This is a genomic window from Arthrobacter sp. efr-133-R2A-120, from assembly GCF_030209835.1.
GTDB lineage: Bacteria > Actinomycetota > Actinomycetes > Actinomycetales > Micrococcaceae > Arthrobacter.
On sequence record NZ_JARVRF010000046.1, the window covers coordinates 24,356 to 43,716 of the forward strand.

A 19,361-nucleotide genomic window follows, 5' to 3' on the forward strand; every position below is an offset into this window, starting at 1 on the left:
ATTTTGGTGCCTGGCTACCCATGGACGCTGCGGCAACCCGCCCTCGGCCTTGAGCCGAACCCACGCGCGCCAGGGGACTCTCTATTTCAGGCGCGTCCCCTGGCAGGCAAGCTGGGTCGCAGTCGTCCACCCGTTGCGTTGATTGGGTGGGTCTGAAACCATCCGGCGGTTGGGTAGCCATGGTCAGGCGAGGGTGGTGAGCCTGAGCGAAGCGACCTTTGCGGTTCCGCCGGTGGTGTACAGCGACACGCCGGTGCTGGAGGGGTCTGGGAAGACCAGTTCGGTGAGGGTGACTTCTCCGTCTTGGGCGAAGATCTCCACAGAACAGTGATCAACGAAAATGCGCAGGTTATACGCTCCATCCACGGCACGCAGGGGCGCGGTGTCGATCGATGCAAAGGCGCTGTGGAACGCCGTGTTGCCCGAGACCGTTCGATCCACGAGCAGTCTGCCGTCACCCGGACAGATGCCGATCCTTATACCTTCGTTGCCGTTGCCGCGGATCACGAGGCCAAATTCATCTGCGGAACCGGGCACAAACGTTACCTCGATGAGTTGCACGGCGCCCCCGCCTGCCACGGAACGGATGCCATCGACGTCGAGCTCTGTGTAGGCAACTGTGCGGGTAAGCGCTGCGGGGTCAATCACTGCCTGCTGGGTGGGTGCGGTGCCCCTTCAGAAGTTACCAGCGAGACCTCGCGTACAAGCGACATGGGGCTTCGCCACGGGGAGGTTGGAATGTCGTTGCCGTACTGCCAGTTGTTCATCCAGGCCATCATGAGCCGGCGACCGTCCGGAACGTTGCTGAAGGACACAGCCGCGTAGTAGTCCCGGCCCCAGTCGAGCCAAAGATACTCGGCCATGTGCGCCGGATCCTGGTCGCCTTCAGTGACCGTGGTTTCGGACCTGAACGTCACGCCGTCGAAGTCTCCCACGAAGTACTGTCCCGCAGATCCTCCGTTCGGCCCGCCGGGATTGAGGTTAACCGTCAGCACCCATCTGATCAGGTCCTCGTTCCCGTCAAGTGGCAGAGGAAACAGGTCAGGACATTCCCAGACTCCGCCAGTAGCGTTGGCGGGCCCGAAACTGCTGAGGTAGTCCCAGCTCTTCAGGTCATCGGAACGGTACATCACGACCGTGAAATCCAGTGCCTCGACAGCGACCATTACCCAATAGGCGCCGGCCGGGCCGTTGTAGCGGAACACCTTCGGGTCGCGGAAGTTCGCGGAATTGCGGTTCAGGACCGGGTTTCCGTGGTACTTGGACCAGGTGTAGCCGCCGTCCGTGCTCCAAGCGAGTGACTGGGCCTGGATCCCAGCGTGCTGTGAGTTCTCCTTGTAGGCACTTGTGTAGATGGCGACCAGGGGTGCAGCAGTTCCGTCGCCGAGTCCGCTGGTGTTGTGCTGGTCGTAAACGACGCTGCCGGAGAAGATGTCCTCGTATTCGTCGCAGGCAATAGCGACGGGTTGCTCTGTCCACGTGATGAGGTTCGTGGAGGTGGCGTGCCCCCACGACATGTTTCCCCAGACATTCCCAAAGGGGTTGTTCTGGTAGTAGAGGTGGTAATTACCCTCGTAGTAGATGAGGCCGTTGGGGTCATTGAGCCAGGTGTCTTTGCTGGCGTAATGCATCGCCGGCCGGAAAGCCTCACGTGTGGGCGCGGTTACCGCGGTCATGAATCAAAGTCTCATTTCATTTCGTCTTCCTGAGGAAGGGTGGGTGCGGCCATCCAGCCGGCGAACGGCGCTGGGCGCTGTTCGGCCGCTGGTCGGATGCTGGTGTTAGCAGTTGCTCTTGTATAGGTCGTACGTCCGCTTCGCGGCGGGATGCCCCGGCCATGAGCTGGATGACTCCAAAGGCGGGAGAGCTCGGATCCTGAGTTAGGGGAAGAGGTTCCGAGCTCCTCCAAAGATCTCAGCCATGGTCCAGGCATCGAAGGAGAGCAGACTCACGGTACCCTCGGCGGCCAGGCTCACGTGCTCGCCGGCCAGGGTCGGGTAAACGCGGGCGGTGAGCGGCTTACCGTTGGCGAAAATTTCGACGGCGGATCGGTCCACCAGGACGCGCAGGTGCACCCGGCCGTCGGGCATCGGGAGCGGTCCGGACTTGTCGTCGACATCAACGGTTGGATCGAGGCTGCTCTGAGTCCGGTCGAGGCGGAGTGTGCCTTGGCCGTCGCCTTCAGTGGTCCGGCACAGCTCGATCACTGTTTCCTCCTTGGATTTACCGGAGACGCCACCGTCAGCCGATCCCAGCAAGCCCAGTCGCAGCACAGCACCAGGCTCGAGCTGCACATCCAGTTCGAGGTCCAGTTGGTTGCCGGACACACCGGTAGCCACAGGTGCCCCGGTACCCACCAGCTCCTGTCCGGGCAGGCCCACATGGTCCCGGCGCAGCTTCTCGATTTCAGGCACGGGCGCGAACACCAGGGTTCCGTCGTCGGCCACGGTTGTGACGCGCGGCAAACTCATGACGCCCGACCACCCGGCCTCGATCATCGCGGCGTCGCTGCGGCCCTCCTGAAGCCAACCAAACATGATGCGTCGGCCGGACTCATCCTGGAATGACTGCGGCGCATAGAAGAACCGTCCACCGTAGTCGAGCCGATGCAGCCCGGTGGGCTCGAAGGAGTTTTCCGAATAGCGGCCGGTCCAGTACAGCGGGTGGCGGGTGTCGCCGTTGTCCCATGCGGAAAAGACCAGCACGTCGGGCGCGTCGCCAGAAGTAGGAACCGTGCCCAACGAGGCCCCGCTTGCCCGGAACAGGTCCACGCATTCCCACATGGTCCCGGTCCAGTCGGTATCGGCAGGATCGCCCTGGGAGGCGTCACCGATGAACAGCGGCCCCACGTATTCCCAGGAGCGCAGATCCTCCGACTCGTACAGGAACGCCGTGCCGCCGCGCCCACGAATGCCCGAACCTACCAGTTGCCGCCACTTTTTGCCCTCGCGCCAGACGCAGTGATCGCGATACGCCGTGATCTCCACCCCGGCCGGCGGGGCTGCGATCACCGGGTTCTGAGGAATTTTGCTCCAGCTCAGGAGGTCTGCGGATCCGACGGCAACGCAGGGCAACTCGTGCTCGCCCAGCCGTCCCGAGTACACCAAGGTGGGTGTTCCGCCGTCGTTCACCAACACCCCCGACCAGCAGCCGTCGGCGTCCGGACCTGCGGAAGGTTCCAGCGCCACCGGCTGGTCCGTCCAGTGGACGAGGTCGGTGCTGGTCGCATGGCCCCACTGGATGCGGTGGTGGAAGGCGCCTTCGGGGTTGTACTGGTAGAAGAGGTGATAGGTGCCGTTCCATTGGCTCACGCCGTTGGGGTCGTTCAGCCAACCGGCCGGGGACACGAAATGGAAGCGCGGCCGAAGGGGGTCCGCATCGGCGCGGGCAATCAGTTCGTCCTGGGGGACGGTGCCGAGCGGGTGCGTCGATTCTGTCATGCGGAAGCCTTGTTGTCGGTAGGTTCAGTTGCCAGCGCGTGGCCGCCGGCTCCAGCCTGCGGGCGGTAGAGGTGGCAGCGCACCCAGTGGCGGTTTTCGGGGTCGCCCACACCGTGGCGAACGGGTTCCTCGGCCGAGCAGGCCTGGTTTGGGTCGCTGTCGAAAGCGCAGCTGGTCGAAGCCATCACAGCCTGCCGCAGCTCGGCCCGGCGGACGGGATCGTAGGAGCCCGCCCTGGCGGGATCCGGGACGGCTGAGACCAGCAGTTGCGTATACGGGTGGGCCGGGCTGGCCAGGAGGTCCAAGGACTCGCCCTCTTCAACGAGCTCACCGGCGAACATGACCGCCGTCCGGTCCGCGAGGTATCGGGCCGAAGCGAGGTCGTGTGTGATGTAGAGCATGGAGATTCCCTGCTCATCGCGGAGTTTGCGCATCAGGTTCAGCACGCCGATCCGGACCGAAACATCCAGCATGGAGGTGGGTTCGTCGGCGAGGATGACCCGTGGTTCCACGGCAAGGGCCCGGGCGATCGCGACTCGCTGGCGCTGCCCGCCGGAGAGCTCGTGAGGGTAGGAGTTCAACATGTCGGCCTGCAGGCCCACGGTGGTCATAAGCTCCTCGAGTCGCTGCTGTGTCTCTGTCTCGGAGCTGCCGCCCTTCCGGTGGATCACTAGCGACCTCCGCAGGAAATGCTCCACTCTGTGGGCAGGATTCAGCGAGCCGAAGGGATCCTGGAAGACCATCTGCAGTTGGGAGCGGAAGGCGCGCGATGCCTGGAAGCGGTCACGCTTGAGGACGTCGACGCCGTCAAGCAGGATCTCGCCGGAGCTCGGACGTTCCAGCCGGGCAACGCAGCGGGCCAGGGTGCTCTTACCCGACCCAGACTCTCCCACGAGGGCCACGATTTCTCCGCGGCCAATGGTCAGGTCTACGCCGTGCAGGGCCCGGACGGACTCCCGGGAGAACAAGCCACCTATAGCGAAAGACTTTCCTAGTCCGCGGACCTCGAGGGCCGTAGCTTCTGTGTCGGCGGAGGGGCGCTGGGATGACAGCACAGCGTGGCTCATCGTGCGGCTCCTTCCAGGACGGCTGCTTCAGCGTCGGCACCAAACGGAGCCACGAAATGGCCGGGTGCTGCTTCGGTGAGGTCGGGGATGTTCCGGAACTTCACGCCGTCGGGCAGTCCGGTCAGCGGAACCCGCGGACCGGTCAGCGGCGGGAACGCACCCATCAGCGCCTGCGTGTAGGGGTGGCGAGGGTTGGCGTAGACGTCCTGGGCTTTCGCGGTCTCCACGATCCGGCCTCCGTACATCACGGCCATGCGGTGCGACAGCTCCACCATGAGGGACATGTCGTGGGTGATGAAGAGGACGGAGAATCCCAGTTCGCGTTGGAGTTCCTTGATTTGGGCCATGATTTCCTGCTGCACCACCACGTCCAGGGCGGTGGTGGGTTCGTCGAGGATCAAGAGGGACGGCTTGAGCGCCACGGCCATCGCGATCACCGCACGCTGGCGCATGCCGCCCGAAAGCTGGTGCGGGTAGGACTTGAGGCGAGCGGGGTCGATCCTGACAAGTTCCAGCAGCTGGCCCGCGCGTCGGAGGGATTCCTTGCGGGAGTAGCCGGCGTGTGTGGTGAAGATGTCCACGATCTGCTCGCCGATGGTGAGCACCGGATTCAGCGAGTTCATGGCCGATTGGAAGACCATAGCCACATCCTGCCAGCGGAAACGCCGCAGTTCCTCAGGGCTCATGGCCAGGACGTCCTTGCCGCCGAAGGAGATGCTGCCGGCGGCGATTTTTGCGGGGTCCTTGAGCAGCCGCATGATCGAGTTGGCGATGGTCGACTTGCCGCAGCCGGACTCGCCCGCCAGCCCGAAGACCTCACCGGTGCCGATGCTGAAGGAAACACGGTCGACGGCGGTGGTGGAGCGGGTGTCGCCGATGTACTTGACGGTGAGGTTCTTGACGTCGAGAACGGGCTCGTGGGAGCCGAAGGAAACTTGGGAGACTGTCACTTGGCGGCGCTCCTTTCGGTATTTTTTGGGGTTTTGATCTTCCGCAGCCGCGGATTAGTGACCTCGTCCACGGCGTAGTTGATGAGCGCCAGTGCGAACGCGACCAGCGCGATGCAGACACCCGAGGGAACAAAGACCCACCAGCTGCCGGTCAGTAGGGCGCCCTCGTTGCCGGCCCAGAAGAGGTTGTTGCCCCAGGAAACGGTGCTCACGTCACCCAGGCCAAGGAACTCCAGGCCTGCCTGGGCGCCGATGCCGTAAATCACGCAGGCAAGTAGCGTGCTCATCACGTTCGATGCCATGTTGGGCAGGATTTCGCGGAACATGATCCGGCCGGCCCGTTCGCCGGACACCACGGCCGCGGCCACAAAATCTTTTGAACGGATGGACAACGCCTGGGATCGCAATACACGTGCCGACCCAGCCCAGCCGGTGACCACGAGCACCAGGATCACGGTTCCCAAACCCGGCGGCAGGAAAGCTGCCAGGATGACAAGGAGCGGGAGTCCAGGCAGGAGCAGGAAGACGTTGGTCACCAGGGACAGTGCTTCGTCAATGAACTTGCCAAAGTACGCCGATGCCAGGCCCACCAAAATGCCGATGAAGGTGGATGCGAAGCCCACAGTCAACCCGACGAACAGGGAACTGCGGGAACCATGGACAGTCAGGGCAAGCACGTCCTGACCTTTGGCTGTGGTGCCGAGCCAGTGCTCGGGAGACGGTTCCAGCGAGGCCATCGCGGTGATCCGCGACGGCTCTCCGGGGAACAGAACGGGGGCCAGTAACGCAAGCGCGATGAACACGAGCATCACGATCATGCCCACCAGGGCCTTCTTGTTGGTGATAAGTCCGTGGACGAAACTGCGGTTGGGCTTGCGGGCAGCTGTGGGCTCAATGGGCTGCTTGAGAATTGCGGTTGTCATGATGGGTCCCTCAGTTGCTGCGCACACGCGGGTCGAGGCGGACGTAGAGGATGTCCACCAGGAAGTTCGCCAGCAGCACGGCGGCGGTGATGGTCAGGAACAGGCCCTGCATAAGCGGGTAGTCGAGGCCTTGGACGGCGTTGAGGAGTTGGTAGCCGACGCCGGGATACGCGAACACCACCTCGGTGAGCATTGCACCACCCACCACGAAGCCCAGGCTCATGCCGAAGCTCGTGACCGAAGGGAGCATGGCGTTCCTTGCCGCGTAGCGGAGCATGATGCGGCCCGGACGGAGACCCTTGGCCTGGGCCATGGTGATGTAGTCCTCCGAGTTCGTGGCGATCATGGTGTTCCGCATGCCCAGCATCCAGCCACCGATGGACACCAGGACGATCGTCAACGCCGGGAGCAAAAGGTGAGCACCGACGTCTCCGATGAACTCCCAGGTGAACGCGGGCTCCAAGCCGTCCGTGAAAGCGTGGCGGATCGGGAACCAGCCCAACACCACGCCGAACAGGTACAGGGCTCCCATGGCCAGCCAGAAGTACGGGAAGGATCCAATGAAGATCAGGAGCGGCGGCAGGGCGGAGTCGATCGCGCCGCCGCGCCGCCAGGCGGCCAGGATGCCGAGGAGATTGCCGATGATGGCGGCGAACACCAGGGCGGTTCCGCCCAGCAAAAGGGTCCAGCCGATCTGGCTGGCGATGACTTCGGTGACCGGGGTGGGGAAACGCGAGATGGAGACACCCATCTGGCCGGTCAGGATGTTGTGCATGTAGTCGACGTACTGTTCCCAGAGCGGCCGCGTATCCACGCCGAGCATCTTGCGCAGGGCTTCGATCTGTTCGGGCTGCATCTTGCCCTGGGTACGGGCGAACATGCGTGAGACGGGGTCTCCCGGCATGAAACGCGGGAGCAGGAAGTTCAGGGTGATGGAGGCCCAGAAGGCGATCAGGTAAAAACCCAGGCGGCGCAGGATGAAGCGCACGGTTGCTCCGTTCGGGAAAGGCGGGGTCCGGGACGACAGTGGTCCCGGGCGGGAAAGATGAAAAGGTTCTCGGCCGGTGGGAACCGGAATATGGCAACTGCAGCCACCGGCCGAGAAGTGGCGCCGGCTACTTGCGCGGTTCCAGAGTGGTCAGGACAAGGACCGTGGTGGGGGAGCGGTCAGAGAGCGTTGCGTAGGGGTTGTCCTGAGTGGGCCATCCCGTGAAGTGAACGTCCGTGTAGTCGCCCCATTCGGGGCCGGAGAACAGCGGAACCGTCGGGGCCACCGCGTTGTATTCCGCCTGAAGCTGGTTCGCGATCTGCTTCTGTGCGGCTTCGTCGCCAGCAGCAGCGAACTGCTGCAGGAGATCATCGGCCTTTGGATCGCCGAAACGGTGGTAGTTCTCCGTGGCCTTGGCGCCCACCGGCTTGACGGTGGATGTGCCCATGGTGGAGCTGAAGTACTTGAACGGGCTGGGGTCGTTCGCGCTCCAGACGATGCCGGTGTCGAACGTTCCCTGCTCGTAGCCGGAGACGACGGAGGCCCAGTCAGGGGAGTCCACCTTGGCGGTCACGCCGATGGCCTGGAGGTTCTGGGAGATCACGTTGGCCACGGAGAGCCAGTCGGAGGAGCTGGCGCCCACGGAGATCTTGAACTCGAAAGGCTTGCCGTCCTTGAGGGTGCGCTTGCCGTCCGCGCCCTTGGGGTAACCGGCGCCGTCGAGCATCTTGTTCGCTTCGTCGACATTCAGCTTGGTCCAAGTGCAGTTGTTCGCCACATCGGCGTTCTTCCAGCTCGCGTAGTTGCCGGAGAGGCCTGTGCAGTCGGCCGGAGTGGCGTACCCGCTCATGCCGATCTTGGTGACCTGGTCACGGTCAACCGCCATGCTCAGGGCCTTGCGCACCGTCGCGTCATTGAACGGCGCCTTGCTGGTGTTCAACTGCCAGTTGATCATGGCGCCGGTCGGCGGGAACCAGAAGTGGCGGTGGTCCTTGTCCTTGGCGATGAAGGTCTTCTCGATGTTCGGGATGAACTGGGTGGACCAGTCCACATCGCCGTTGACGCTGGCCAGGTTGGCGGCATCGTTTCCGGACATCGCCAGCATCTTGATGCCGGCGATCTTCTGCTTGTCAGGCTGCCAGTAGTTCGGGTTCTTCTTCAGCACGAAGGACTGGGACTGGAAGCTGTCCACCTGGGTGTAGGGGCCGGTTCCCACGGGGTTGGCGTTGGTGTCCTTCGCCGGATCGGCGATGGATGACCAGATGTGCTTGGGGAGGATGGGGAGCTGCCCGATCTCATAGAGCGCGGGGGACCAGGGCTTGTTGAAGGTGAATGTCACCTTGTCGGTGCCCGCCGGAGTGACGGAATCCAGGTACTCGAAGCCGCCCTTGAGCTTCTTCTGCAGCTGGAAGGTGTAGGCCACGTCATCGGCGACGAAAGGCTGCCCGTCGGACCACTTCACGCCGTCACGCAGGGTGAATGTGACGGACTTGCCGTCCTTGGCAGCGTCCCAGGAGGCGCCCAGCCAGGGGACGGTGTTGCCTTTGGCCGGGTTGAAGACCAGTAGGGGTTCGTAGATGGCCTGCTGGACCATGGGGTTCACAGTGGGGGCGAAGGGGTTGAAGTTACGGTCGAAGGTGCTCATGTCCTCACGCGGGATGGTCAGGAAGGCGTTCGCGTTGGCTCCGGCGTCGGTGCCGGCGGACTTGTTGACGGTGGCAGCGCAGCCGGTCAGCAGCATTGCACCCACAGCCAGTCCGGCCGCTGCAATGCGGGCAGACCTCAAGAGTCGGGGTTGTGTCATGATGGGTATCTCTTTCCTATCTTCATCAGCAAGGTGAAGGGGTGGGTAAGGGTTTGCTCTTCGAAACTTGATTTCGCGGTCAGACCGAAGAGCGTTCTAGCAGCGGACAGTCGACCAATTGCTGGTCGGCAGTGATCGGCTGTCCTGCTGTGAGAGCTGCGAGCGTCTGGACTCCCAGTGCGCCCATTTTTTCGAAGGGCAACGCAACCGTGGTCAGTTTTGGCCTGAGGTAGGCCGCAATCAGTTCCTGGTTGTCGAAGCCGATCACGGCGATGTCCCCGGGGATGGTCAGTCCCCGTTCCTTGATGGCGTCATAAGCGCCCATCGCCATGCGGTCATTGAGGCAGAACAGTGCGGTCGGCCTGTCCTGCTGGGGGTAACGATCCAGGATTTGGCACGCCGCCTCGTAGCCTCCATCCGCCGTCGCATGCCCGGACACCACCAGCTCCGGATCCAGTTCGAGCCCGGCGCCGGCGAGTGCTTCGCGGGCACCCTCCAAACGCCCGACGGCCGCGGGAATGTGCGGGTCCAGGTTGATGACTCCGATCCTGCTGTGGCCGGCCCGGAGCAAACGATCGACGGCAACCCTGCCGCCACCGCGCTCGTCCGGGACGATCGAGGGCAGCTTCCCGTCCGCGTCGAAACAATTGATCAGGACAGTGGGAACCTCGTGGGCGCTTTCCGGAACATGTACCCCGCGGTGGTATGTTGCCGCGTACAAAAGTCCTTCCACTCGTTGTTCCAGCAGCTTTTCCGTTGCTGCATCTTCCAGGCCTTGGTTGGGTCCTACGGCATCGGCCTGGTCGGAAGGCGCGATGAGCAGGAACCGGTGGTCAAGCCATGCTTGATCCTGGGCGCCCTTGATGATGTCCACCGCAAACGGGGCCGTCACGATCTCGGTGACGAGTCCGTACCAATCACTGCGTTGGGAAGCCAGTGCGCGCGCTCCGGCATTCGGGCGGTAACCCAATGCCTGGACGGCGTCGTTGATGCGGATGCGCGTTTCCTCAGAAATGCTGGCGTTTTCGCGGTTGTTCAGCACGAACGAGACCGCCGTCCGGGAGACACCGGCGTGCTGGGCGACATCACTCATGGTGACACCCCGCTGCCGCACAGCCGCGGCTTTCTGGGGGGTGGTGGTTTTCGCCATTGAATGCTCCGTGTCTTCGTTGATCCTGCGCGCAGTACCAAGGGTTCGGTCTGAGGTCGTATCGCAACTGTTGGCAAGTAACGCGAGTTACCTTCAGCGGTGTGATTGAGGTTACACGCGTTACCTCGTAGCTGTCAACGGCTTCGACCGGCATGCGGGCAGTTGGTTCACGATCACTTGAGCCAGGCCGGGCGTCGGAGGATTTGACTGTTGACTTGTCCGGTGGACAAGCCGTAGGTTCCCTTTTTGACAACGTTGTCTTCGTTCGGTGGATCTGACGCAAGTGCAGCATTTGAGTCGATCAATGCCCCCACACAACTAGCCGAGCGACAACCGGCATTACCTGCCTGTCACTGTCGACACGAAAGGTGAATACGTGCGCCGCACACATTCCGGTCCCGGTCTGACATCCGGACCAAAATCAAAAAAACGTCTCAACGCCCTGATCCTCGCCGCCGCTATGACCGCTGGCAGCGCCCTTCCGCTGTCCGCCCCGGCCCTGGCCGCGGACACCTCCGGGGCGGCCGCTACGGCTTCCGGCGCGGTCGGAACTTCCGCGCCCTACTCCGAGACATACCGACCCCAGTTCCACTTCAGCCCGGCGACGAACTGGATGAACGACCCGAACGGCCTGGTCTACTACCAAGGCGAATACCACATGTTCTTCCAGTACAACCCCTCGGGGGACACCTGGGGCAACATGTCCTGGGGCCACGCCGTCAGCACGGACTTGGTGCACTGGACGCAGCTCCGGCTCGCCATTCCGCAGGACGACAAAAACATGATCTTCTCGGGCAGTGCTGTCATCGATAAAGACAACACGACGGGCTTTGGCCAGCCGGGCAACCCCGCCATGGTGGCAATCTATACTGCCGCCGACAAGGCTACCGGGAAGCAGTCCCAAGCACTCGCCTACAGCACGGACAAAGGCCGGACGTTCACCAAATACAATTCCGGGAACCCGGTGCTGGACATCGGGTCAAACAATTTCAGGGACCCGAAAGTTTTCTGGTACGAGGCCGGACACGAGTGGCTGATGTCAGCCGTGTTGTCCGACCAGCACAAGGTGACTTTTTACAGTTCTCCAGACCTGAAAACCTGGAAGCATCTGAGCGATTTCGGGCCTGCAGGCGCCACAGGCGGCGCCTGGGAATGTCCTGACCTGTTCCCCCTGCCGGATCCCGCCAACCCCGGCAAACAGAAGTGGGTACTGACGGTCAACCTCAACCCGGGCGGGATCGCCGGAGGTTCGGGCGTCCAATATTTCACGGGAAGTTTCGACGGCACCAAGTTCACCTCGGATGACAAACCCTATGTCCCCCCGGCCGGGACATCTTTGGGAAACTTCGATAATGGTACTTACGATGGCTGGCAAACCACCGGGACAGCCTTCGGCACTGTCCCGGCCACAGGAAGCCTGCCGGGCCAGTCCAGCGTTACAGGCTTTGAAGGAACCGGCTTCGTCAACAGCTTCAACGGCGGTGACGGCCCCACCGGAACACTCAGTTCCCAGACCTTCACCGTCAACAAATCCCACCTGAACTTCCTCGTCGGCGGCGGCAACCACCCTTACGCCGCCGACACCGTCCCGTTCGGCACCCTGCCGGCCGGGACCGTGTTCAACGACTTCTCCGGGGCCACCTACGGGGCCGGCTGGACCGCCACCGGTTCCTTCGCCAGCTCCGGGCCCTCGACCGAGAGCCTGCCCAACCAGCTCGGCCCGAAGGTGCTGGACACCTACGCGCCCCAAGGCGAGATCGGCACCGGCACCATCACCTCCCCGACGTTCACGGTCAACAGCCCGTATATCGACCTGCAGGTCGCTGGCGGCAACCACCCCTGGGGCCAGTCGAACCCGACCGCGGTCAACCTGATCGTCGGCGGCAAGGTCGTCGCCACCACCACGGGCCCCAACAGCGCTGACCTGACGTGGACGAATTGGGACATGAGCAAGTACCAGGGCCAGCAGGCCCAGATCCAGGTCGTGGACCAGAACGACGGATCCACCGGCTGGGGCCATCTCATGGTGGGCGACATAGTCTTCGCCAACGCCCCGGCCAAGCCCTGGGACACGCAGACCTCCGTCAATCTCGTCGTCGACGGCAAGGTGGTGCGCTCCGCCACGGGCGCAAACAGCGAGAACCTGGACTGGACGTCGTGGGACCTGAGCGACCTGATCGGCAAGCAGGCGCAGATCCAGGTCGTCGACCACAACACCGGCGGCTGGGGACACATCCTGGCCGACGACTTCACCCTCTCAGACACGGCGGCACAATCCGCAGTCCAACGCGCTCACTGGGTCGACTACGGCAAGGACAACTACGCCGGTGTCACCTTCAATGATGCCCCTGGCGGCAAGCGGATCATGATCGGGTGGATGAACAACTGGGACTACGGAGGATCCATTCCCACCTCACCGTGGCGCAGCGCCATGACCGTCCCGCGGGAGCTGTCCCTCCAAACCGTCGACGGCGCACCCCGCCTGGTGCAGACACCGGTCAATCAGCTCAACCAGCTCACTACGGGGCCGTCTGCCCACGAGGAGAACATGTCCGTCCCTGCCGGAAGCTCCGTCCTGCCGGCCACAGGGAAGGCGCTGGACATCTCGGCGTCCTTCACCGCCGGTACTGCAAGCTCCTACGGACTGAAAGTCCGCACCGGGTCCGGCCAGGAAACACTCATCGGCTATGACAACAAGTCCGGACAGGTCTACATCGACCGGACCAAGTCCGGCGCCGTGGGATTCAACCCCAGCTTCCCCGGAGTCCAGACCGCGCCGCTCACGACAAGCGGAGGAACGGTCAAACTCCGGATCCTGGTTGACTGGTCCTCGGTCGAAGTCTTCGCGGACGACGGGAAAATCGTCCTGACAGACCAGATCTTCCCGGACCCGTCCAGCCAAGGCATCGAAGCTTTCGCCAACGGAGGAAATGCTGTTCTCACTTCTCTGGACGTCAAGCAGATGAAGTCGGCCTGGCAATAACCGGACGCCCCATCGCATTGATCAGACCGCGGCGCCCGCAACTTTCACCGTTGCGGGCGCCGTACCCATCCGACCTTGAATCATGCACGTACCGGGGCAAGCATGCTGGGCCAGGAGAGCAGCCAGCTGACCGTCATCCTGAGGAGCCAGGCTCTGTTCGTTCCGGCCTGTGCGCGCTTTTCGGCCTTGGCCAGGCCCTAAGCCATTGGATGGAGCCAGGTCAGGACCGAGCCGTCGCCTTCGATGTGCCCGGCAAGTTCAGCGTTGAATTTCCGGCCGTATTCCGCCCCGATGTGTTCCTCGAATGCCGCTTCGTCGCGGTAGACCTCGAACACGAAGTATTCCCGCGGGTTGGTTTCGCGGGTGTAGGGCAGGAACATGACGTTCCCTGGTTCCCGGCGGACGTGGCCGGTGAGCTCTGCCATCATTTCGGCCACCCTGGCTTCGCTGCCTTCCCTGACGGTGAATTCCGCGTACAGTGTTTTGGTCATGTCCGGTCCTTTGCTTGGTGGGTTCGGCTGTCTTGCAGAGTTGGTTGTTAGTTCAGCGGCCGGATCTCACCGGAGCCTCTGGGGATCAGTTCCGACGGGACGATGTAGGTTTTCGGGGCGCCGTCGTAACCATCGATTCTGGCAAGGATCCGCTCCGCCGCGGTCTTGCCGATGCGCTCGGGGTGCTGGGCAATGACGGTGATCCCGGGCTCCATCATGTCGGCCAGGGTGAAGTCGTCAAATCCGATCAGTGCAACGCTGTGGTGCAACCCGAGGGACTTCAGCGCGCGCATGGCACCGAAGGTGACCAGGTTCTGGCTGGAGAAGATCGCCGTGGGAGGATTCTCCGAGGTGAGCAACTCGATCGCCGCCCGAAGGGCGGTCTCCTCGTCGTGAAGTCCGTTGCGCACCGGGATGGTCGAGGTCGCAATCCCGGACCTGCCGATTTCCTCCAGGAACCCCGTGCGGCGTCTCGTTGCCGTCTGGATGTCCGTCCGGTCGCCGAGGTAGGCCAGTCTGGTGTGGCCGTGCCGGATGAGGTGCGCGGCCGCCTTCGCGGCGCCCACCTCGTTGTCCGTGACTACCGCGTCAGCGTCGATGCCCACCGGCTCGCGGTCGATGAACACCATGGGCAGGGACCGTGAGTGCTCCGGGATGACGTAGGCCTGGCTTCTGGCGATCGGGGTCAGGACAAGTCCGTCCACCCGGCGGCCCAGGAAAGCGGAAATCAGCTTTTTCTCCCGCTCCGGATCGTCATCCAGGCTTGAGGCGAAAACGGCGATTCCCCGTTCAGCCAGTGCGTCTTCCAGCGCCCGGTGGATCTCCCCGCTGAAGGGGTTGGACACACTGGGCAGCAACAACCCGATGGACTGGGTCTTGCGACCGGACCGTTTCAGGCTGCCCGCGGTCATATCGAGGTGATACTGCAGCTGTTCCGTGGCCCTGAGCACCCGCTGACGGGTCTCCTCCGAAACCCCGGGCTCGTTGTTCACGACTCTCGAGACCGTCTTGATCCCCACTCCTGCGAGATCCGCGACGTTTTTCATCGTCGGAGGCCTCCGACCGGAATCGGATTGGTAACGATTAGACACCGTTGTCAACGAACTGCTCCTCATCATCGATTAACACTTGACTCCACAGTGTGAGCTTGGTTACATGATACATGACATCGTTGTCTAGCGCCGGAAGGGCGCCACAAACACAGGAGTTTCAATGTTGAGTTCCAAAGCCCCGAGGTCGGCCGCGACCCGCCTTCTTGCCGCCGGCGCAGTCCTGACCCTCGGCGCACTTAGCTTGACCGCCTGCGGAGGCAGTTCCTCCAGCTCGTCGTCCAGCGGAGGCGCCGCAGGAAAGATCGGCGTCTCGCTGATCGTCAAGACCACCTCCAACCCGTACTTCGTCGCCATGGAAGACGGTGCGAAGAAAGCCGCCGAGGGCGGAAACATTGACCTGAAGCTTGCGGCCGGCAAGTCCGACGGCGACGAGGACACCCAGATCCAGGCCATCGAAAACGCCATCTCCAAGGGCGACAAGGGCATCCTGATTACCCCGAACGGTCCGGCCGTCGTCGATGCGATCAAGAAGGCCCGCGACGCGGGGTTGTATGTGATCGCCCTGGACACCCCGCCGGACCCGGCCAGTGCCGTAGACATCACCTTCGCGACTGACAACTTCGCCGCGGGCAAGCAGATCGGTCAGTGGACCGCGGCGCAGCTCGATGGCAAGAAGGCCACCATCGCTCTGGTCGACCTGTTCAGCGACAAGGTCGTCTCGGTCGACTACAACCGCGACCAGGGGTTCCTGACCGGCCTGGGTATCGACACCGCCGACAAGACCAAGAACGGCGACGAGGCCAAGACCGGCAAGTACACCGGCGGCAAGGGCGGGGACTACGAGATCGTCGGCAACCAGGCATCCCAGGGCGCCGAAGACGGCGGCCGCACGGCGATGGAAACCCTGTTGTCGAAGAACCCGAACATCAACGTCGTCTACACGATCAATGAGCCGGCCGCAGCCGGAGCCTATGAGGCGCTGAAGGCCGCAGGCAAGGAAAAGGGCGTGCTGGTCGTCTCCATCGACGGCGGCTGCACCGGCGTGAACAACGTCAAGGCCGGCATCATCGGCGCCACCGCCCAGCAGTACCCCGTGAAGATGGCCCAGCTGGGCGTTCAGGCCATCCAGGACTTGGCCACCTCAGGCAAGAAGCCCACGGTCTCCGCGGGCCTGGACTTCTTCAACACCGGTTCCGCACTCGTCACGGACAAGGCAGTTTCGGGACTGCAGAGCATCGATACCACGGCTGCTTCCCAGATCTGCTGGGGCAAGTAAAGCCTCCCCTCTGCGGGGAGCCGTGCCAGAAGCGTCTCCCCGCAGCACACCCAGCACGACAACAGTTATAGAACATTGAAGTTCAGGAGCTATCAAGTGACCCAGCAACAGACCGCCGGCCCGCCGAGCGCAGGGCATGCTGACCTGGCCGAGGAATTCCTCGACCGCCAGACCCCTCTCAGCAGAATCCGCAACATTCTCCACCGCTACCCGGCCCTCAGCCCCGCCATTGTCCTGCTGATCGCGGTGGTAGTCTTCGGGATCCTCAATGAGCGCTTCCTGCGGGTGGAGAACCTGTCTCTCATCACGCAGCAGGTCGCTGTGGTGGGCACCCTCGCGATCGCCCAGACCCTGATCATCCTGACCGCCGGCATTGACCTCTCGGTCGGGGCGGTCATGATCCTGTCCTCGATGGTGATCGCCCAGCTTGCTGTCAGCAACGGCATCCCCGGGCCGCTCGCCCTCATTGCAGGTCTCGCCGTCGGTCTGGCTGCCGGGGCTCTCAACGGCTTCCTGGTGACCAGGTTCCGGCTCCCGCCGTTCATCGTCACCCTCGGAACGCTGAACATTTTCGTCGCCCTGACGCTCCTTTACTCCGGCGGCAGCACGGTGCGCGGATCCGCAATGCCGCCGGTGCTCACCTGGCTGGGAAGCACCTTCCCGATCGGACCCGTCCGCATCTCCACCGGAGTCGTGATGATGATCCTGCTCTACGTCGTCGTCGCCTTCATCCTGGGCAAGACAGCCTGGGGACGGCACGTCTACGCCGTCGGCGATGACAAGGAAGCGGCACGCCTTGCCGGCATCCCTGTCAGCCGCGTCCTCATGAGCGTCTACCTTGCCGCGGGCGCAGTTCTCGCCGTGGGCGCCTGGATCCAGATCGGCCGCACCAACGCCGCCAGCCCGAACGCCGGGGTCGATCTGAACCTTGACTCCATCACCGCCGTCGTGATCGGCGGAACCAGCCTCTTCGGCGGACGCGGCTCCATCTGGGGTTCACTGCTTGGCGCATTGATCGTCGGCATCTTCCGCAACGGCCTCTCACTCGCAGGCTTGGACGTCCTCTACCAGACCCTCGCCGTAGGCATCCTGATCATCGTTGCCGTGTCTATCGACCAGTGGATCCGAAAGGTCAAGTCATGACCATGACAGAATTTGCAGCCCCGCACACCAACACCCGCGAACCCATCCTCAAAGCCAGGAACCTCGTCAAGACCTTCGGCCGCGTCGTCGGCCTGGACGGTGTCAGCCTGGACCTGTACCCGGGCGAAGTGCTGGCCGTCATCGGCGACAACGGCGCCGGCAAGTCCACGCTCATCAAATGCCTGACAGGCGCCGAAATCCCCGACACCGGGGAACTCTACGTCTCGGGACAGCAGGTGCACTTCAAACGGCCGCAGGACGCCCGGGTCCACGGCATCGAAACCGTGTACCAGAACCTCGCAGTTTCACCGGCCCTCGATGTCGCCTCGAACCTGTTCCTCGGCCGTGAAGAGCGCCTCCCCGGCCTACTGGGAAGCGTGTTCCGGATGCTCGACACCAAAGGCATGCGCAGGAAGGCCAAGGAAGAGCTGACCCGCCTGGGCATCTCCACCCTGCAAGACGTCACAGTGCCGGTCGAGAACCTTTCCGGTGGCCAGCGCCAGGCCGTCGCCGTTGCCCGCGCAGCGGCCTTTGGGTCAAAGGTGGTGGTTCTTGACGAGCCCACCGCGGCCCTGGGCGTGCGCGAATCGAACCAAGTCCTCCAGCTCGTCCGCGACCTGCGCGACCGCGGCCTGCCGGTCATCCTGATCAGCCACAACATGCCACACGTGTTCGATGTGGCAGACCGGATCCACATCCAGCGCCTGGGCAAGTGCGCGGCCACCATCACCCCGCAGTCCCACAGCATGACCGACGCCGTCGCGATCATGACAGGTGCCGCCAAGGCCTGACAGGGCCGATCGGCGCTTCCCGCTCCCTCGGAGTCCCTTCTCCGTCCGCGGACCTGCCAGCAGGTCCGCGGACGGATCCATCCCGGGGCTCCCCACCAACGGCAATCCGAAGAAAGAACCACGATGCACAAGCTCCAACCGGCCGCTCCCGCCCACGACCAGATGGACGTCATCGTCATCGGCGAAGCCCTGATCGACATCGTCAACGGCCCCGAAGGATCCATCAGCTATCCAGGCGGGTCCCCGGCAAATGTCGCCTACGGCCTTGGCCGGCTCGGCATCCCGACCGGGCTGCTCACGGCGATCGGCGACGACGAACACGGCACCGCGATCACCAACCACCTCCACAGCGCAGGCGTCCGGCTTCTTCCCGGATCCACTTCCCTTGAACGGACCGCCACCGCGACCGCGACATTGGCTGCAGATGGCTCAGCCAGCTACGAGTTCGACATCGCCTGGCGGCTGGCACCTGTGGCGCCGGCCATGATCCCGAAAGTTCTCCACACGGGCTCGATCGCCACGTTCCTGGCGCCGGGAGCCGGCACCGTCCGCACCCTCCTCGAGCAATGCCACCAATCATGCCTGGTCACCTACGACCCCAACATCCGACCGGATCTCCTCGGCAGCCACTCCGAGGCACAGTCAGTCTTCGAGGACCTGCTCCCGCTCACGGACGTCGTCAAACTCAGCGACGAAGATGCACACTGGCTGTACCCCGCATCCTCCCCGGACGACGTCCTCTCGCGTCTGCTGCAACATGGCGCGCGCCTGGCCGTCATCACCAAGGGCGCCGACGGTGCCCTGCTCGCCACACCCGGCGCCCGGTTCAGCATCCCATCTGTGAAAACCGAGGTCGCCGACACCATCGGGGCAGGCGACGCCTACATGGCCGCACTCATCTTCGGACTACTGACCCGGGGCGACGAAGCATTCGGGCCGGCCGCACTCCAAAACGTCGGACAAACAGCGTCAATGGCCGCAGCAATCACAGTCAGCCGCCCGGGCGCCAACCCGCCGACCTCCAAAGAGCTTCTTACAAGGCTGGCCGAGCCTCTACGACCCTATGCCACCATCTAGTCCGGGTAACCGTCCCCGCCAAACCACGCCCGCCCCGCGAACTTAGGAAGAGTGGAAAGGATCCTCTTCCTGCTGGAAGGCTCCAAGACCCCGATCTGAGGCCGCTCCACGGGACGACGAGGCATACGCAGTCCACCGGCTCGATGTCCAATATTGAGGCGGCCGGGGACGCTGGTTCGGATGGTGGTCAGTAGCCGCAGGGAGCGCTTGTGGCTGCCGATTCCGA

14 protein-coding genes and 1 pseudogene are annotated in these 19,361 nt (G+C 63.4%); 5 read left to right on the top strand and 10 right to left on the bottom strand.

The window, feature by feature from the left end; all coding sequences use genetic code 11:
* Positions 1-183 precede the first annotated feature (183 nt).
* The 8 genes and pseudogenes from QRN52_RS18955 to QRN52_RS18990 form a co-directional block, all read right to left on the bottom strand.
* A pseudogene (locus QRN52_RS18955) lies at positions 184-1,676 on the bottom strand (glycoside hydrolase family 32 protein).
* A gap of 204 nt (positions 1,677-1,880) precedes the next feature.
* Positions 1,881-3,440, bottom strand: a complete 1,560-nt coding sequence (locus QRN52_RS18960; RefSeq protein WP_284754981.1) for a glycoside hydrolase family 32 protein — start codon at positions 3,438-3,440, stop codon at positions 1,881-1,883.
* The gene (locus tag QRN52_RS18965) at positions 3,437-4,507 is read right to left on the bottom strand and encodes an ATP-binding cassette domain-containing protein (protein ID WP_284754982.1); all 1,071 of its coding nucleotides are present in this window, start codon (positions 4,505-4,507) and stop codon (positions 3,437-3,439) included. Before QRN52_RS18965 ends, QRN52_RS18960 begins: the two co-directional genes overlap by 4 nt.
* On the bottom strand, positions 4,504-5,457 hold the full coding sequence (locus QRN52_RS18970) for an ABC transporter ATP-binding protein (protein ID WP_265980144.1): 954 nt from the start codon (positions 5,455-5,457) through the stop codon (positions 4,504-4,506). Before QRN52_RS18970 ends, QRN52_RS18965 begins: the two co-directional genes overlap by 4 nt.
* Positions 5,454-6,380, bottom strand: coding sequence for an ABC transporter permease (locus QRN52_RS18975; RefSeq protein WP_284754984.1), 927 nt, complete (start codon positions 6,378-6,380; stop codon positions 5,454-5,456). The genes QRN52_RS18970 and QRN52_RS18975 overlap by 4 nt, the downstream gene beginning before the upstream one ends.
* A 10-nt stretch (positions 6,381-6,390) precedes the next feature.
* Positions 6,391-7,368, bottom strand: coding sequence for an ABC transporter permease (locus QRN52_RS18980; protein ID WP_284754985.1), 978 nt, complete (start codon positions 7,366-7,368; stop codon positions 6,391-6,393).
* Positions 7,369-7,495: 127 nt separating this feature from the next.
* Positions 7,496-9,172, bottom strand: a complete 1,677-nt coding sequence (locus QRN52_RS18985; RefSeq protein WP_284754986.1) for an ABC transporter substrate-binding protein — start codon at positions 9,170-9,172, stop codon at positions 7,496-7,498.
* Positions 9,173-9,251: 79 nt separating this feature from the next.
* Positions 9,252-10,322, bottom strand: a complete 1,071-nt coding sequence (locus QRN52_RS18990) for a LacI family DNA-binding transcriptional regulator (RefSeq protein ID WP_059389026.1) — start codon at positions 10,320-10,322, stop codon at positions 9,252-9,254.
* A 460-nt stretch (positions 10,323-10,782) separates the two neighbouring features.
* Here QRN52_RS18990 and QRN52_RS18995 point away from each other — a divergent pair, with 460 nt between their 5' ends.
* Positions 10,783-13,305 carry a GH32 C-terminal domain-containing protein gene (locus QRN52_RS18995; RefSeq protein WP_284754989.1) on the top strand — a complete coding sequence of 841 codons (2,523 nt, stop codon included), beginning with the start codon at positions 10,783-10,785 and terminating at the stop codon, positions 13,303-13,305.
* A 197-nt stretch (positions 13,306-13,502) separates the two neighbouring features.
* On the opposite strand, the gene QRN52_RS19000 is transcribed toward QRN52_RS18995, so the two are convergent.
* On the bottom strand, positions 13,503-13,796 hold the full coding sequence (locus QRN52_RS19000) for a putative quinol monooxygenase (protein WP_284754990.1): 294 nt from the start codon (positions 13,794-13,796) through the stop codon (positions 13,503-13,505).
* A 47-nt stretch (positions 13,797-13,843) separates the two neighbouring features.
* A complete protein-coding gene (locus QRN52_RS19005; protein WP_284754991.1) occupies positions 13,844-14,842 on the bottom strand; it encodes a LacI family DNA-binding transcriptional regulator in 999 nt (332 codons plus the stop codon).
* A 166-nt stretch (positions 14,843-15,008) separates the two neighbouring features.
* On the opposite strand from QRN52_RS19005, the gene QRN52_RS19010 reads away from it, so the two are divergent.
* The 4 genes from QRN52_RS19010 to QRN52_RS19025 all read left to right on the top strand — a co-directional run bounded on the left by QRN52_RS19010 (position 15,009) and on the right by QRN52_RS19025 (position 19,135).
* Positions 15,009-16,124, top strand: coding sequence for a substrate-binding domain-containing protein (locus tag QRN52_RS19010; RefSeq protein WP_284754992.1), 1,116 nt, complete (start codon positions 15,009-15,011; stop codon positions 16,122-16,124).
* Between the two features lie 96 nt (positions 16,125-16,220).
* Positions 16,221-17,267 (top strand): ABC transporter permease, encoded by a 1,047-nt coding sequence (locus QRN52_RS19015; protein WP_234750546.1) that lies wholly within the window; start codon positions 16,221-16,223, stop codon positions 17,265-17,267.
* Positions 17,264-18,058 carry an ATP-binding cassette domain-containing protein gene (locus tag QRN52_RS19020; RefSeq protein ID WP_284754994.1) on the top strand — a complete coding sequence of 265 codons (795 nt, stop codon included), beginning with the start codon at positions 17,264-17,266 and terminating at the stop codon, positions 18,056-18,058. The genes QRN52_RS19015 and QRN52_RS19020 overlap by 4 nt, the downstream gene beginning before the upstream one ends.
* Positions 18,059-18,181: 123 nt before the next feature.
* Positions 18,182-19,135, top strand: a complete 954-nt coding sequence (locus QRN52_RS19025) for a carbohydrate kinase family protein (protein WP_284754995.1) — start codon at positions 18,182-18,184, stop codon at positions 19,133-19,135.
* Positions 19,136-19,361: the final 226 nt, after the last annotated feature.

Bases quoted from the DNA above. Each gene is read 5' to 3' on its own strand.
- QRN52_RS18960 (WP_284754981.1), bottom strand. From the start codon at position 3,440: ATGACAGAATCGACGCACCCGCTCGGCACCGTCCCCCAGGACGAACTG.
- QRN52_RS18965 (WP_284754982.1), bottom strand. From the start codon at position 4,507: ATGAGCCACGCTGTGCTGTCATCCCAGCGCCCCTCCGCCGACACAGAA.
- QRN52_RS18975 (WP_284754984.1), bottom strand. From the start codon at position 6,380: ATGACAACCGCAATTCTCAAGCAGCCCATTGAGCCCACAGCTGCCCGC.
- QRN52_RS18985 (WP_284754986.1), bottom strand. From the start codon at position 9,172: ATGACACAACCCCGACTCTTGAGGTCTGCCCGCATTGCAGCGGCCGGA.
- QRN52_RS18990 (WP_059389026.1), bottom strand. From the start codon at position 10,322: ATGGCGAAAACCACCACCCCCCAGAAAGCCGCGGCTGTGCGGCAGCGG.
- QRN52_RS18995 (WP_284754989.1), top strand. From the start codon at position 10,783: ATGACCGCTGGCAGCGCCCTTCCGCTGTCCGCCCCGGCCCTGGCCGCG.
- QRN52_RS19000 (WP_284754990.1), bottom strand. From the start codon at position 13,796: ATGACCAAAACACTGTACGCGGAATTCACCGTCAGGGAAGGCAGCGAA.
- QRN52_RS19005 (WP_284754991.1), bottom strand. From the start codon at position 14,842: ATGAAAAACGTCGCGGATCTCGCAGGAGTGGGGATCAAGACGGTCTCG.
- QRN52_RS19010 (WP_284754992.1), top strand. From the start codon at position 15,009: ATGTTGAGTTCCAAAGCCCCGAGGTCGGCCGCGACCCGCCTTCTTGCC.
- QRN52_RS19020 (WP_284754994.1), top strand. From the start codon at position 17,264: ATGACCATGACAGAATTTGCAGCCCCGCACACCAACACCCGCGAACCC.
- QRN52_RS19025 (WP_284754995.1), top strand. From the start codon at position 18,182: ATGCACAAGCTCCAACCGGCCGCTCCCGCCCACGACCAGATGGACGTC.